Source organism: Duganella sp. CF517 (genome assembly GCF_900110275.1).
Taxonomy (GTDB): domain Bacteria; phylum Pseudomonadota; class Gammaproteobacteria; order Burkholderiales; family Burkholderiaceae_D; genus Rugamonas.
The window spans coordinates 142,354-157,841 of record NZ_FODC01000004.1; the positions used below are offsets into that span (position 1 = coordinate 142,354).

The window sequence follows — 15,488 nt, forward strand, 5'->3', positions numbered from 1 at the left end:
CATGCGATTATTTCTCTGGTTGGTCGCATTGATGGCCGCGGCCATCGGCATCGCCGTGACGGCGCGTTTCAATCCGGGCAACGTGGTGCTGTTCTACCCGCCGCACCGGATCGACATGTCGCTCAACTTCTTCTGCGTGCTGGCGGCGGCGCTGTTCGTGTTCCTGTACGCGGTCATCCGCGCCTTGCGCGCCACGCTCAAGATGCCGGCCAAGGTGGCGCTCTATCGCCAGCAAAAGCGCGAGCGCGATGGCAACAAAGGCTTGCGCGAGGCGTTGAAGGCCTTGTTCGAAGGGCGCTTCGGCCATGCCGAAAAGGCCGCGATCCGGGCCTCGGAACTGCCGGAGAACGCCGGCGTGGCCGCGCTGATCGGCGCGCGCGCCGCGCACCGCATGCGCCAGGGCGCCCGCCGCGACCAGTGGCTGGCCAAGCTGAACGACGACAACGTCATGAAAACCGCGCGCCTGATGACGATGACCGAATTGCTGGTCGACGACCATCAGCCGGAAGCGGCGCTCGACGCCGTGCGCGAGCTCAACGCCAGCGGCACGCGCCACATCCACGCGCTGCAATGGTCGTTGAAGGCCCAGCAGCAGGCCAAGAACTGGCCGGAAGTGCTGCGCCTGGTGCGCTCGCTCGACAAGCACCGCGCGCTGCATCCGGCGCTGTCGGCGCGGCTGCGCGAGCTCGCTTACGCGGACATGCTGTCGGACCACACCAACGACGCCGAATCGCTGCAGCGGGTGTGGGCGACGGTGCCGAACGCGGACCGCGTCAAGCCCTACGTCGCCTGCCTGGCGGCGACCGCCTTCAACGCGCGCGGCCTGCACGACGAGGCGCGCAGGGTGGCCGAGGAATCGCTGGCCGCCGACTGGGACGAGCGCGTGATCCGCGCCTACCGCGAAGCGGCGGCGCCGGCCGGCTCGGCGGCGTTGCTGGCGCAGATCGAGGCGTGCGAAAAATGGCTGCACACGCGCCCGACGGACGCCGAACTGGCGCTCACGCTCGGTTCCCTGTGCCTGAAGCAGAAACTGTGGGGCAAGGCGCAGCGCTATCTGGAGCAGGCGCTGTCGGACGCGTCCGATCCGCGCATGGTGCGCGAATCGCACCTGAAGCTGGCGCAGATGCACGAGGCGCTGCAGCAGCAGGAAGAGGCGGCCAACCACTACCGCCAGTGCGCGCTAGCAACCATCCTGTGAATAACCCCGGGGTCAAGTCTGTCATTTAGACACGAGCGGGACCGTAGCATCAAGATACGGTCGAGCCGAATAACCCCGGGGTCAAGTCTGTCATTTAGACACGAGCGGGACCGTAGCATCAAGATACGAATAACCCCGGGGTCAAGTCTGTCATTTAGACACGAGCGGGACCGTAGCATCAAGATACGGTCGAGCCGGTGTCCGAATGACAGACTTGACCCCGCGGGTTGGAATGACAGACTTGACCCCGCGGGTTGTTGGTTCGGAGGGGGGCGTTTTTCATTTGGGACTGGGTACGCTTGCGTACAGATGGTGGCGGCATAAGAGCGCACGATGCTTGCACTGGCCGATGAGCGATCTTTCTTTTCATCGGCCCTCCGCAGCATTCCCCACCTCAAGGAAAATCCCATGTCGTTTCAACACGCAGTCGTCTGGCTTGACCAGACCGAAGCCCACGTTATCCATTTCACCCGTGACGACGCCGAGACCGAAGTGATCAAGACCACGTCGCAGCACAAGAAGGCTGGCGTCGTGAGCAACAATCGCGCCGAGGAAGACACCACCTACATGGACGAGGTCATCGCCGCGCTGACCGAAGCCAAGCAAATCCTGGTGGTCGGCCCCGGCCAGGAAAAGCTGGCGCTGATGCGCCACATGACCAAGGCCCACGCCGACACCGCCGACAAGGTCGTCAGCGTCGAAACGGTCGACCATCCGAACGACGGCGAGCTGTTGACCTATGCGCGCAAGTATTTCGTCAAGTCCGATCTGACCCATTAAAATTTCCGCACGGTAGTGCTGCAATGCACAAGCGCTCTGGACTTCGTTATAATTACGCAGTTAAACATTTGCCAGCACAACAACGAGGAAACCCATGAGCTTGAATAAAGTGCCTTCCGGCCGCGATTTGCCAAACGACTTCAACGTGATCATCGAAATCCCGATGAACGCCGATCCGATCAAGTACGAAGTCGACAAGGAATCGGGCGCGATCTTCGTCGATCGCTTCATGGGCACCGCGATGCACTACCCATGCAACTACGGCTACGTGCCGAACACCCTGTCCGACGACGGCGACCCGGTCGACGTGCTGGTCATCACCCCGTTCCCGCTGATTCCGGGCGTGGTGGTGCGCTGCCGTCCTATCGGCGTGCTGAAGATGACCGACGAATCCGGTGAAGACGCCAAAGTGCTGGCCGTGCCGGTCGACAAGGTACTGTCGATCTACAGCCACTGGCAGAAGCCGGAAGACCTTAACGAACTGCGCCTGCGCCAGATCCAGCACTTCTTCGAGCACTACAAAGATCTGGAAAAAGGCAAATGGGTCAAGATCGACGGCTGGTACGGTCCGGAAGAAGCCAAACAGGAAATCCTGAACGGCGTCGCTTCGTACAACAAGGAAGCGGCAAGCAATTCCTGATGCACCGCCGGCCGAACCACCGGCCGGCAGCAAAAAGCCCCGTGCGGGCTTGCGGCGACCTCGGTCGTTGCAAGCCCGCGCGGGGCTTTTTTATTTGTCCGGGCGGGTTTATTCGCGCGTGGCGCCCTCGGCCGCTTCGGCGGCCTCGGCCTCGCGCCGCAAGCGCGACATGTATTGCGGCGTGATGCCCAGGTAGGAGGCGATCGCGCGTTGCGAGATGCGCGCCTCCAGCCCCGGATATTCCTCGCGGAACGCGGCCAGGCGCTCTTGCGCCGACGTCTCGCCGTTGCTGTAGGCGCGTTGCGCCAGGCTCTGCAAGCCATGCATCGCGGCCTGCAGATGATAATGTTGCAATACTTCATGCTGGGCGCGCAGCGCGCACGACTGCGCCCAGTCCAGCGTGAAGCCGTGGATGGTGGTTTCGGCGACCAGGAACTGCACGGCCGCTTGGCCGCTCTCGCCGGTGATCAGATCGGTCAGCGTGGTGGCGGACTCGCCCTCGCGGAAAAACCGCAAGGTCATCTCGACGCCGTCCCGATTGAAAAAGCCGCTGCGCGCGACGCCGCTGGCGAGCCAGTGCACCTGGGTGGCGGGCACGCCGGCATGCTGCAGGAACTCACCTTTGCGCGCGTGGAACGGCTCGGCGATCGTCGCCAGCAGGTTCGTCACGTTGGTGTAGGACTCTTCACTGACATTGATACGCTTCATTGTGGCGGACTTGAAGCGGTTCCGTTGTTTTATAAAATCTGCATTCATGCTGTGTGTGCCACATTCCTCATAAAACCATACAACGGGGCATAGAGTATAGGCTTGATTGAAAATGCTGTGAAGCAAACTGGTTTCATCAATCCGGACAAAATTGTATCAACCCGATTTTACCCCGTTGATCAAATGCGGGTATCGGCGGCCTCCGTTGACGCCCGCGCCGGTCCGATCCGTCAGGCAAAGACGCCGCCGACATCGCCGCGCCGGCGGGGCGGCGTTGACCCGGTTTGCCGAGCGGTACGTTCCCACGCGCAGGCCTGGTTACGATTACAATAAAGGTCCAAGCTAATAGAAGGAGTTACACATGGACGCAAAAGCCTCCAAGATCGATATCGGCCTCTCCGACGAAAGTCGCGCGAACATTGCCGCCGGCCTGTCGGGCCTGCTGGCGGACAGCTACACGCTGTACCTGATGACCCATAACTTCCATTGGAACGTCAAAGGTCCGATGTTCAACAGCCTGCACCAGATGTTCATGGCGCAGTACACCGAGCAGTGGACCGCGCTGGACCTGATCGCCGAACGTATCCGCGCGCTGGGCTATCCGGCGCCGGGCACGTACACCGAGTTCGTCAAGCTGGCGACCATCAAGGAAGTCGAAGGCGTGCCGAAGGCGATGGAGATGGTTCAGCACCTGGTCAAGGCGCAGGAAGCGACCGCGCGCACCGCCCGCAAACTGCTGCCGCTGGTGGAAGGCGCCGACGACCAGCCGACCGCCGACCTGCTGGCCACGCGCCTGGACACGCACGAAAAAACCGCGTGGATGCTGCGTAGCCTGCTGGAAGAGTAATCGTCACATGCGGCGCGGAGCATCATCGCGCGCCGCGCGTGGCCGCGTGGTTGACCCAAATCACGCGCCGGCGGGCTTGAACGGCACGTGCTCCCCGAGCTCGTCGATGTATTGGTTCATGGCCGCCGTTTCCTGCGCCAGGAAATCGGCGATGGCGTCGGCGAAGCGCTCGTCGGCGATCCAATGCGCCGACCAGGTCGGCGTCGGCACCAGCCCGCGCGACATCTTGTGCTCGCCCTGCGCGCCCCCCTCGAAGCGCGCGATGCCGTGCCGGATGCAGTATTCAATCGATTGCACGTAACACGTCTCGAAGTGCAGCCCGGAGACGAATTCCTGCGTCCCCCAATAGCGGCCGTACATGATGTTGCCGCCCACCAGATTCAACGCCACCGCCACCGGCGCTTCGCCGCGCTTGGCCAGCACGATCATCAGGCTGTCCGGCGCCTGATCCAGCAAGCGCTCGAAAAACTTCAAGGTCAGATAAGGCTTGGAAAAGTGCGCGTGGTAGGTCGACACATAGCAGCTATAGAAAAACCGCAGCACCTCCGGCGTGATGGCGCGGCCGGCCAGATGCGTAAAGGTGATCCCCGCATCGTGCACGCGGCGCCGGTCCTGGCGGATCTTCTTGCGCTTTTCCATCTTGAAGCTGGCGAGGAAGGCGTCGAAGTCGGCGTATCCGGGATTCTCCCAATGGAACTGCACGCCTTCGCGCAGCATGAAGCCGGCCGCTTCCAGCGCTTGCCGGTCCTGCTCGTCGGGGAACAGGATGTGCAGCGACGACGTCTGCAACTGCCGCGCCACCTGCAAGGCCGCGCGCGCCAGCAGGGCGCGGTCTTCCGGCGTGCGCGCCAAGAGCCGGCTGCCCGTCACCGGCGTGAACGGCACCGCCGACAGCAGCTTCGGATAGTAGGGAATGCCGTTGCGGTGGAAGGCGTCGGCCCAGGCGTGATCGAACACGTACTCGCCGCGGCTGTGATCCTTCAAATATAGCGGCATGGCCGCCGCCAGCGCACCGTCGCGGTGCATCACCAGGTAGCGCGGCGTCCAGCCGGTTTGTGTGGAAGCGCAGCGGGTGTCGTGCAGCGCGTGCAGGAAGGTGTAGGCCAGCGTCGGATTGTCGCCGGCGATGGCTTGCCACTGCGCCTGGTCGACGTTTTCCAACGAGTCGATGATCGAAAACTCTGCTTCTGACACGCTTTGCTCCAGCTCTGATGTTGGCGCCAGTCTAGCCTATCTGGCGCTGATCCGTTGGCGGCGGCGCGTGCATGGCCGTGCGATAATTGGCTTTTGTTTGGTTGCGCACGCGAAAGACTTTACATGAGCTCGAATTTCCTTAATTTGTACACGCATGATTTCGCCCGGGTCGCCATCGCGGCGCCGGTTTGCCGCATCGCCGATCCGGCCTACAACGCCGGGCAGACCATCGCGCTGGCCGCGCAGGCGGCGGCGCAGGGCGCGGCGCTGGTCGCGTTTCCCGAGCTGGGCCTGTCGGCCTACACCTGCGACGATCTGTTCCACCAGCGCGCCTTGCTCGACGGCTGCCTGGACGCGCTCGACACGATCGTCGCCGCGTCCGCGCAGTGGAAGATGGCGCTGGTGGTCGGCGCGCCGCTGCGGGTCGAGCACCAGCTGTACAACTGCGCGGTGGTCGTCGCCAACGGCCAGATCCAGGGCGTGGTGCCCAAGAGCTACCTGCCGAACTACGGCGAGTTCTACGAGGCGCGCCAGTTCAGCAGCGGCGACTACGCGGTCGCCACCGAGATCGATCTGCTGGGCGAACGCGTGCAGTTCGGTTCGGGTTTGCTGTTTGAAGTGGCCGACCTGCCGCTGTTCAAATTCCACGTCGAGATCTGCGAGGACTTGTGGGTGCCGGTGGCGCCGTCGTCGTTCGCGGCGCTGGCCGGCGCCACCGTGCTGGTCAACCTGTCGGCGTCGAACGCGCTGGTCGGCAAGGCCAATTACCGCAACCAGCTGGTCGGCCAGCAGTCCGCGCGCTGCATCGCCGCCTACCTGTATACCTCGGCCGGCGGCGGCGAATCGAGCACCGACCTGGCCTGGGACGGGCAGGGCGTCATCTACGAGAACGGCGAGCTGCTGGCCGAGCCGAAGCGCTTCGTCGACGAGCCGACCCTGACCTTCGCCGACATCGACCTGGAACGCCTGTCGCGCGAACGCATGCGCATGAACACGTTCGCGCAATCGGTGCAGCGCCACGCCGCCGAGGTCAACAAATTCCGCACGGTGTTTTTCGAGCTGGAAATCGGCCGCGAAGAGCCGCTGGCGCTCAAGCGCTGCGTCGAGCGCTTCCCGTACGTGCCGGCCGACGCCCGCCGCCGCGACGAGCGCTGCAACGAGGTCTATAACATCCAGGTGCAGGCGCTGGCGCAGCGCCTGACGTCGAGCGGCATCACGAAAGTGGTGATCGGCGTCTCCGGCGGCCTCGATTCGACGCACGCGCTGCTGGTGTGCGCGCGCGTGATGGACAAGCTCAAGCTGCCGCGCACCAATATCCTGGCGTACACGATGCCCGGCTTCGCCACCAGCGGGCGCACGTTGAAGCAGGCGCACGCGCTGATGAAGCTGGTCGGCTGCTCGGCCCAGGAAATCGACATCCGTCCAAGCTGCGTGCAGATGCTCAAGGACTTGAACCATCCATATTCGGAAGGGCAGGCGCAGTACGACATCACGTTCGAGAACGTGCAGGCCGGCGAGCGCACCAACCACCTGTTCCGCCTGGCGAACCACCACAACGCGATCGTCGTCGGCACCGGCGACCTGAGCGAGCTGGCGCTGGGCTGGTGCACCTATGGCGTCGGCGATCACATGTCGCACTACAACGTCAACGCCAGCGTGCCGAAGACCTTGATCTCGCACCTGGTGCGCTGGGTGGCCGAATCGGGCGTGATCGGCCGCAACGACGCCCAGGTGCTGCTGGACATCCTGGGCACCGAAATCAGTCCGGAACTGGTGCCGGGCACCGCCGAAGGCCAGCCCGAGCAGCGCACCGAAAGCACGATCGGCCCGTACGAGCTGCAGGATTTCAATCTGTACTACGTGCTGCGGTTCGGCTTCCGGCCGTCGAAGGTGGCGTTCCTGTCGCTCAACGCGTGGCAGGACCGGGAGCAGGGCCGCTGGCCGGATGGCGACCATGTCACGCGCAACCAGTACGACCTGGCGGCGATCAAGAAAAACCTGGGCATCTTCCTGGACCGCTTCTTCCGCACCAGCCAGTTCAAGCGCAGCTGCGTGCCGAACGCGCCCAAGGTCGGCAGCGGCGGCTCGCTGTCGCCACGGGGCGACTGGCGCGCGCCGAGCGACGCCCAAAGCGTGGTCTGGATGGACGAATTACGCTCCATTCCGGTGCAGGAATAGATAAAAATCAGTGAAAAACCGGGCAAACAGCGGGTTTTCGGCCGGTTTTTCAGTCGGGTGTGGACAGTCGCAAGTTGTCGATTACAATATACTCAATCGCTTGCGGTTCGCCGGCTACAGATTTTTGTATTTAGATTGCCCATAAGGAGAAGTCATGAAACAGATTACCGCTGTGATCAAGCCGTTCAAATTGGACGAGGTGCGCGAAGCACTGGCTGAAGTCAACGTCACCGGCCTGACGGTCACCGAAGTCAAAGGTTTCGGCCGCCAGAAGGGCCATACCGAGCTGTATCGCGGCGCCGAATACGTCGTCGACTTCCTGCCGAAGGTGAAAGTGGAAGTGGTCGTCGATGACGGCGTGGCCGAGCAAGTGGTCGACGCCATCATCAAGGCCGCGCGCACCGGCAAGATCGGCGACGGCAAGATCTTCGTGCAGAACGTCGAGCAGGTCATCCGTATCCGCACCGGCGAAACCGGCGCGGACGCAGTGTAAGCTTCTCCACGCAACACATTCCAATGCCGGCTTAGCCGGCATTTTTTTTATCCCATATTTTCTGTATATCGTTGCTTGGTTATATTAGTTCGGGTTTTGTGGGTGGATTAGTAATATAGCCGCACTGTCCACTCCCGAGCTGCCGCACCATGATCAACACCGGTCCCTTCGCCCTCGCGCTATCGCTGCTGGTTTCCGCCGCCGACGTGGCCGCCGCGCCCAGCGTCTATCCGACCGGCGTGACGCGCTACGACACCAGCACCGCCTACAACAGCTACGTGATCTTCAGCGGCCAGGACAAAAAAACCCATTTGATCGACATGAACGGCAATGAGGTGCACAGCTGGAACGCCGAGGGCTTTCCGCCGGTGCTGCTCGATCCGGCGCTGACCGGCGGCAAACGCGGCCACGTGCTGGTGCAGTTGGCCAGCACCGCCGGCACCTCCAACGAGGGCAACGGCCTGCGCAACCAGGCGATCGGCGAACTGGATTGGGACAGCAACGTCGTCTGGCAGTGGGGCGCGGCCGGCGACGCGCAGGGCGTGTACGGCCAGGTCGAGGGCAAGGCGTCGGCGCAAGTGCCCGGCGGCAGCGCCAAGCAGCATCACGATTGGCGCCGTCTGCCCAACGGCAATACGCTGGTGCTGGCCAACCTGGTGCATCCGGTGGCCGGCTTCGCCGCGCCGCAGGTGCTCGACGACGTGATCTATGAAGTCGGCGCCAACGGCGATATCGCCTGGAAGTGGATCGCCTCCGAGCATCTGGGCGAATTCGGCTTCTCCCCCGCATCGCTCGGGCTGGTCAAGTCGGGCCAGTCGCCGCGCGGCAAGGGCGCGCCGTTCGATTACCTGCATATCAATAACATGTCCGTGCTGGGACCGAACCGCTGGTTCGACGCCGGCGACCAGCGTTTCCATCCCGATAACGTCCTGATCGACTCGCGCGAGGCCAATTTCATCGTCATCATCGACAAGCGCAGCGGCAAGGTGGTGTGGACGCTGGGCCCCGACTATCCGGCCCAGGCGCGCGGTCCGCGCGTGCTGCCGCGCGCCGTCGACCAGATCGTCGGCCCGCACGACGCCCACCTGATCGAGCCGGGCCTGCCGGGCGCGGGCAATCTGCTGGTGTTCGACAACCAGGGCGAGGCCGGCTATCCGCGCGTCGGCGTCGGCGTCCAGCCGCGCTCGCGCGTGCTGGAGATCGATCCGGTATCGAAACGCATCGTCTGGGAATACACCGGCGCCGATTCCAACGGCCCGGACTGGAGCTTCTACAGCTCGTTCATCAGCAGCGCGCGCCGTCTGCCGAACGGCAATACGCTGATCGACGAAGGCATGAACGGCCGCATCTTCCAGGTCACCAACAAGGGCGATATCGCCTGGGAATACGTCAGCCCGTACTTCGCGCCGACGCCGGTCGCCGGCGCCGGCAGGCCGGTGCTGAGCAATTGGTTGTACCGCGCCCAACCGGTGCCGTACGGCTGGGTGCCGGAAGGCACTCCGCGCTCCGAAAAAGCGGTCACGCCGCCGGAGCCAGGCAAGTTCCGCGTAGTCACGAACTAAGCGCGGACACGCCACGGCCCGGCCACCCGCGCCGCGCCCTTCCACATACCTATAACAGACGCGCCGGGCCACCCGCCGGCGCGGCGGGCCGGCCTGAGCCTGGCCCGCTTCAATCATGGAAACCGCTATGCAACAGAAAAAACTCGCCGCCGCCGTCGCCGCGGCTTATGGATTGGTGTTCGCCCATGCCGCGCCGGCACAGGCTCAATTGCCCGCCGTGGCCGCCGTGGCCGGGACGCCCGCGGCGGTGGGGGAGAGCGGCAGCGCCGGCGCGAGCGGCGATGCCGGCCCGTCCGCCGCCGCCACGCCGGCCGCCGCCGCCGCCGCGGTGGACGCCTCGCAGGAGGTGGTCGCCCGCGTCACCGTCTCCACCCGCCGCCGCAACGAAACCTCGCAAAGCGTGCCGACCACCATGAGCGTGCTGGACGCGAACAGCCTGGAAAGCAACCGTGTCTACCGCGTGCAGGATTTGCAGCAGCTGCTGCCGAGCACCACCGTCAACTACGTCCACGCCCGCCAGATGAGCTTTGCCGTGCGCGGCCTGGGCAACAACCCGGCCAGCGACGGCCTGGAGGGCAGCGTCGGCGTCTACCTGGACAACGTCTACCTGGCCCGCCCCGGCATGGCCGCCTTCGATACGCTCGACATCCAGCAGCTGGAGCTGTTGCGCGGCCCGCAGGGCACCTTGTTCGGCAAGAACACCACCGCCGGCGTGCTCAACATCACCAGCAAACAGCCGACCTTCCGCGCCGAAAACAGCGCGCAGCTGTCCATCGGCGAGCAGGGCTATGCGCAAGGCAAGGCGGTGATCTCGGGCGCGTTTTCGGACACGGCCGCCGGCCGCATCTCGCTGTACAAGACGCACGAGGACGGCTACATCACCAACCTCCACAATGGCGACAAGGTGCAGGGCGGCGACCGCCAGGGCGTGCGCGCGCAGCTGCTGCTGGAACCGGACAACCGGCTCAGCGCGCGCCTGATCGCCGACTACAATGTCGAGGATTCCAACAACGGCACCTTGATCTTCTACAGCGCCGGCCCCAGCGGCCGCTTCCTGACGCAGGCCGCCGCCGTCGGCGCGCATCCGGTCACCGATCCGGCGCGGCGCCAGGTCAACCTCGACGCCGGCTCGCACGTGGCGGTGCACCAGGGCGGCGTCTCGGGCGAGGTCAACTGGAAGCTCGACAACGACTACAAATTCACCTCGATCAGCGCCTACCGCTTCTGGAACTTCACGCCGCGCAACGACGACGGCCTCGACGTGCCGGTGGTGCTCAACGTCGGCGCCTCCACCCGCCACCGCCAGTTCACCCAGGAGTTCCGGCTGGCCACGCCGCTGGGCCGCGACGTCGAATCGGTGCTTGGCGCCTACTACTATTATCAGAATCTGGACAACACCAGCTTCACCGTCAACGGGCCGCTGGCCGACCGCTTCAACGCCACGCCGGCCGGCGCCTGGAGCAACGTCAGCAGCTACGGCTACGGCCATCTGCGGGTCAACAGCTACGCCTTGTTCGGCCAGTCGATCTGGCATATCGATCCCAAGTGGGACCTGACCGCCGGCCTGCGCGCCACCTACGAGGACAAGCTGGCGCGCGTCACGCGCGACGTGCCGATCGGCGCGCCGGTCGGCGGCGCGGCGCTGGCCGCACGCAACGCCCGCTACGGCGCCTACAATTCGGGCGACGTCCGCTTGAACAACCTGAGCCCGTCGGCGCTGCTGACGCTGGCGTACAAGCTCGATACCGACGTGCTGGCCTTCGGCAGCGTCTCGCACGGCGAAAAATCCGGCGGCATCAACCTGTCGGTGCCGGGCGCGGCCGGCGCATCCTCGCTCAAGGTCGACAACGAGAAGGCCAACAACCTGGAGCTGGGCATCAAGAGCAACCTGCTGGGACGCCGCGCGCAGGTCAACGCCAGCCTGTTCTGGAACGAGGTGCACGGCTACCAGAACAACGCTTACGACCCCGTCAGCGCGACGTCCTACCTGACCAACGCCGGCGACGTGCGCAGCCGCGGGCTGGAACTCGACACCAGCCTGGTCGTGGCGCGCGGCTTCACCGTGGGCGCCAACGGCTCGTTCAACGACGTCACGTACACCAAGTACAAAAACGCGCCATGCCCGGCCGAGCGCCTCGGCCCGTCGTGCGATTTGTCGGGCCGGGCGGCGCTGGTCAACGCGCCGCGCTGGATCGGCAACCTCAGCGCGCAATACGCGCACGCGCTGGCCGCCAGCATCGAAGCCTATGGCAACGTCAACTACGCCTATCGCGGCGCCACCTACGGCACCTTGGACGCGTCCGAGTATTCGCGCATTCCAGCCTACAGCCTGACCAACCTGTCGGCCGGGATTAAACTGAAGCGCGGCGCGACCCGCTGGGACATTTCCGTGTGGGCCAAGAACGTGTTCGACAAGCAGTACTACACCAGCATGTGGAACACCAGCCCCAACGCCTATAACACCGTGATCGGCACGCCGCGCCAGGTGGGCCTGACCGCCCGCGCGGATTTTTAATGGAGACCAGCAATGACCGATAAAATCGACACCACCGACAACACCCGCCGCCGCATCCTGAAAACCTTGCCGGCGCTGGCGCTGGCGGGCTATGTGCCGGGCGCGCTGGCGGCGGGCAAGCAGCAGCCGAACATCATTTTCATCCTGGCCGACGACCTCGGCCACGCCGACCTGGGCGCCTACGGCCAAAAAGACATCAAGACGCCGCACCTCGACCGCCTGGCCGCGCAGGGGCTGCGCTTCACGCAGGCGTACGCCAACTCGGCGGTGTGCTCGGCCACGCGTTTCGCGCTGATCACCGGCCGCTACCAGTACCGCCTGCGCGGCGGCCTGGAGGAGCCGATCGCCGGCGCCTCCGACACCATCGGCCTGCCGCGCACGCATCCGACCTTGCCGTCGCTGCTGCGCAAAAACGGCTACGGCACCGCGCTGATCGGCAAGTGGCACCTGGGCTCGCTGCCGAACTTCGGGCCGATCAAGAGCGGCTACGACAGCTTCTTCGGCAACTACGGCGGCGCCATCGATTACTTCACGCACAAGCCCGGCGTCGGCCCCAACGTCAAGGAGGACCTGTACGAGAACGAGGTGCCGGTGCAGCAGATCGGCTACTACACCGATCTGCTGGGCGCGCGCGCGGTCGATTTCGTCAACCGGCAAAAGGCGGGCAAGCCGTTCCTGCTGTCGCTGCATTACACGGCGCCGCACTGGCCGTGGGAAGGTCCGGGCGACGAGGCGATTTCGCGCGACATCGGCAACATCTTCCACTATGACGGCGGCGACCTGGCCACCTACGGCCGCATGGTCGAATCGCTCGACGCGTCGATCGGCCGCGTGCTCAAGGCGCTGGAGGACCAGGGCCTGGCCGACAACACCATCGTCATCTTCACCAGCGACAACGGCGGCGAACGGTTCTCCAACACCTGGCCGCTGTCCGGGCAAAAAACCGAGCTGCTGGAGGGCGGCATCCGCGTGCCGGCCATCGTGCGCTGGCCCGGCAAGATCGCGGCGGGGCAGGTGACCGACCAGGTCGCCGTCAGCATGGACTGGCTGCCGACCCTGCTGGCGGCGGCCGGCGGCGCGCCCGATCCGGCCTATCCGCCGGACGGCCAGAACCTGCTGCCGACGTTGCTGGGCCAGGCCAAGCCGCGCGAGCGCACGGTGCTGTGGCGCTACAAGGCCAACGCCCAGCGCGCCATCCGTTCGGGCAACTGGAAGTATCTGAAAATCGGCGGCAACGAGTTTTTGTTCGACGTCGTCAAGGACCAGCGCGAGCGCGCCAATCTGGCCAAGCGCCACCCCGACGTGTTCGCGCAATTGAAGGCCCAGTGGGAAGCGTGGGACCGGGAGATGTTGCCGATTACCCCCGATGTGCGCACCCATGGCGTCAGCGGCAACGTGCAGGCGGATCGCTACGGCGTCCAGCCGATAGGGCGAATTCCCGACTGATATTCAGTTAACGTCCAAAACTAAAACTCATTAATCCCCGCTTTGGCGGGGATTTTCTTTTGTTGTTTCTGTTTAGCTTGTGCGGTTAAACAGCGACAACCGACGCAGAATTATTTGTTCGTTGCTCGCATTAATGTTAATTTGTGATGGACAAGCAGCAATTGCGAGTTATAAAAAAACAATGCGGGAGACAAACATTTGACAACGTCATCGATGCCGGCCGGCGCCTCGGCCGCGCCCCACCTCGTAAAGCCGCGCGTGGCATATGCCTGCGCCGCCTTTGCTTGGCCGAAAGATGAAAACGTTGTCATAGTGAGTCGGTTGTAAAAAAAACCTCGGCAAACGAGCATAAAAATACTGACAGGAGACGAGATGGGCAGCACTGACACGCATGGCGGGGCGATCCGCAGGATCGTCATCGTGGGCGGCGGCACGGCCGGCTGGATGGCGGCGGCGCCGCTGGCCCAGCGCCTGGCGCGCCACCCCACCGAGCCGTGCGAGGTGACCCTGGTGGAATCACCCGAGATCGGCACCATCGGCGTCGGCGAGGCGACCCTGCCGACGATCCGCGCCTACAACGAGGCGCTGGGGCTGGACGGCGCCGACTTTGTCGCCAAGACCCAGGCCAGCTTCAAGCTCGGCATTGAATTCAAGGACTGGGGCCACGTCGGCAATCGCTTCTTCCACGCCTTCGGCGACTTCGGCCCGGTGCTGGCCGGCGTCGGCGCGCACCAGCACTGGTTGCGCCTGGCGCAGGCGTTCAACAGCATGCCGGATATCGAGAACTGGTCGGTGCCTTCGGTGATGGCGCGCCACGGCAAGTTCAGCCCGCCGAAGGACGACCAGCCCGGCGTGACCGACGCCTATTCCTACGGCTTCCATTTCGATGCCAGCCTGTACGCCAAGTATCTGCGCGACTACGCCGTGGCGCGCGGCGCCCGCCGCCTCGAAGGCATGATCGTCGAGGTCGAGCAGCATCCGCAAAGCGGCTTCGTCACCGCCGTGAAACTGCAGGACGGCCGCCGCATCGAAGGCGACCTGTTCATCGATTGCTCGGGCTTCCGCGGCCTGCTGATCGAAGGCGCGCTGAAAGCGGGCTACGAGGATTGGAGCGCCTATCTGCCCTGCAACAGCGCGCAAGCCGTGCCATGCGCGTCGGTCGCGCAGTTGACGCCCTACACCCGCTCCACCGCCAAGCAAGCGGGCTGGCTGTGGCGCATCCCGCTGCAGCACCGCACCGGCAACGGCCACGTCTACAGCGACGGGTTCACCAGCGACGAGCAGGCGCGCCGCGTGCTGCTCGACGGCCTCGACGGCGCCGCGCTCGACGAGCCGCGCCAGCTGCGCTTCACCACCGGGCGGCGCCGCAAGTCGTGGGTCAAGAACGTGGTCGCGATCGGCCTGTCGGCGGGCTTCGTCGAGCCGCTCGAGTCGACCAGCATCAACCTGATCGAAATGGCGGTCGGCAAGCTGCTCGAACTGTTCCCGGACCGCGATTGCGCCCCGGCGCTGGCCGACGAGTTCAACCGCTTCATGGGCATCCGCTACGAATCGGTGCGCGACTTCATCATCCTGCACTACAAATTGACCAAGCGCGACGATTCGGAATTCTGGCGCTACTGCGCCGACATGGCGATTCCGGACGCGCTGCGCCACCAGATCGAGTTGTTCCGGGAGACCGGGCGCGTGGCCATCGTCGATCGCGGCGGCTTCGCCGAGCCGTCGTTCGTGGCGATGATGATGGGCCTGGGCGTGATGCCGAAACGCTACGACCCGCTGGCCGACCGCGTCGACCTGCGTGCGGTGCACGGCCACTTCGCCGGCCTGCGCGACCTGATCGCCCAGACGGTGGCGCGCATGCCCGATCACGGCGCCTATGTCGCCGGCCAGGCGAAGTCGGGCGCGGCATCGCGGGTGGCAGCCTGAC

General features: G+C 64.7%; 12 protein-coding genes. 10 read left to right on the plus strand and 2 right to left on the minus strand.

Features of this window, described 5'->3' with window-relative positions:
* Position 1 precedes the first annotated feature (1 nt).
* The 3 genes from BMX85_RS16735 (at position 2) to ppa (ending at position 2,618) form a co-directional block, all read left to right on the plus strand.
* Positions 2 to 1,198 (plus strand): heme biosynthesis protein HemY, encoded by a 1,197-nt coding sequence (locus tag BMX85_RS16735; protein WP_090320526.1) that lies wholly within the window; start codon positions 2 to 4, stop codon positions 1,196 to 1,198.
* A gap of 408 nt (positions 1,199 to 1,606) precedes the next feature.
* Positions 1,607 to 1,978 carry a translational machinery protein gene (locus BMX85_RS16740; RefSeq protein WP_090320529.1) on the plus strand — a complete coding sequence of 124 codons (372 nt, stop codon included), beginning with the start codon at positions 1,607 to 1,609 and terminating at the stop codon, positions 1,976 to 1,978.
* Positions 1,979 to 2,072: 94 nt separating this feature from the next.
* The gene (ppa, locus tag BMX85_RS16745; protein WP_090320532.1) at positions 2,073 to 2,618 is read left to right on the plus strand and encodes an inorganic diphosphatase; all 546 of its coding nucleotides are present in this window, start codon (positions 2,073 to 2,075) and stop codon (positions 2,616 to 2,618) included.
* A 108-nt stretch (positions 2,619 to 2,726) separates the two neighbouring features.
* Here ppa and BMX85_RS16750 read toward each other — a convergent pair whose 3' ends face one another.
* Positions 2,727 to 3,326, minus strand: a complete 600-nt coding sequence (locus BMX85_RS16750) for a Crp/Fnr family transcriptional regulator (protein ID WP_090320535.1) — start codon at positions 3,324 to 3,326, stop codon at positions 2,727 to 2,729.
* A gap of 361 nt (positions 3,327 to 3,687) precedes the next feature.
* Here BMX85_RS16750 and BMX85_RS16755 point away from each other — a divergent pair, with 361 nt between their 5' ends.
* A complete protein-coding gene (locus tag BMX85_RS16755; RefSeq protein ID WP_090320538.1) occupies positions 3,688 to 4,173 on the plus strand; it encodes a Dps family protein in 486 nt (161 codons plus the stop codon).
* 60 nt (positions 4,174 to 4,233) lie between these two features.
* Here the strand turns inward: BMX85_RS16755 and BMX85_RS16760 are convergent, their stop codons facing one another.
* Positions 4,234 to 5,367, minus strand: a complete 1,134-nt coding sequence (locus BMX85_RS16760) for a GNAT family N-acetyltransferase (RefSeq protein WP_090320541.1) — start codon at positions 5,365 to 5,367, stop codon at positions 4,234 to 4,236.
* A 123-nt stretch (positions 5,368 to 5,490) separates the two neighbouring features.
* Here BMX85_RS16760 and BMX85_RS16765 point away from each other — a divergent pair, with 123 nt between their 5' ends.
* From BMX85_RS16765 to BMX85_RS16790, 6 genes are all read left to right on the plus strand, one after another.
* Positions 5,491 to 7,545: an NAD(+) synthase gene (locus BMX85_RS16765; protein ID WP_090320544.1), complete on the plus strand. Its 2,055-nt coding sequence runs from the start codon at positions 5,491 to 5,493 to the stop codon at positions 7,543 to 7,545.
* A 154-nt stretch (positions 7,546 to 7,699) separates the two neighbouring features.
* Entirely contained in the window at positions 7,700 to 8,038 is a 339-nt protein-coding gene (locus BMX85_RS16770) for a P-II family nitrogen regulator (RefSeq protein ID WP_008447011.1), read from the plus strand.
* 149 nt (positions 8,039 to 8,187) lie between these two features.
* Complete coding sequence (locus tag BMX85_RS16775; protein WP_090320547.1) at positions 8,188 to 9,600, plus strand: aryl-sulfate sulfotransferase; 1,413 nt, start codon at positions 8,188 to 8,190, stop codon at positions 9,598 to 9,600.
* 127 nt (positions 9,601 to 9,727) lie between these two features.
* On the plus strand, positions 9,728 to 12,115 hold the full coding sequence (locus tag BMX85_RS16780; RefSeq protein WP_090320550.1) for a TonB-dependent receptor: 2,388 nt from the start codon (positions 9,728 to 9,730) through the stop codon (positions 12,113 to 12,115).
* Between the two features lie 12 nt (positions 12,116 to 12,127).
* On the plus strand, positions 12,128 to 13,561 hold the full coding sequence (locus BMX85_RS16785; RefSeq protein WP_090320553.1) for a sulfatase family protein: 1,434 nt from the start codon (positions 12,128 to 12,130) through the stop codon (positions 13,559 to 13,561).
* A 372-nt stretch (positions 13,562 to 13,933) separates the two neighbouring features.
* Positions 13,934 to 15,487 (plus strand): tryptophan halogenase family protein, encoded by a 1,554-nt coding sequence (locus tag BMX85_RS16790; protein WP_090320555.1) that lies wholly within the window; start codon positions 13,934 to 13,936, stop codon positions 15,485 to 15,487.
* Position 15,488 lies beyond the last annotated feature (1 nt).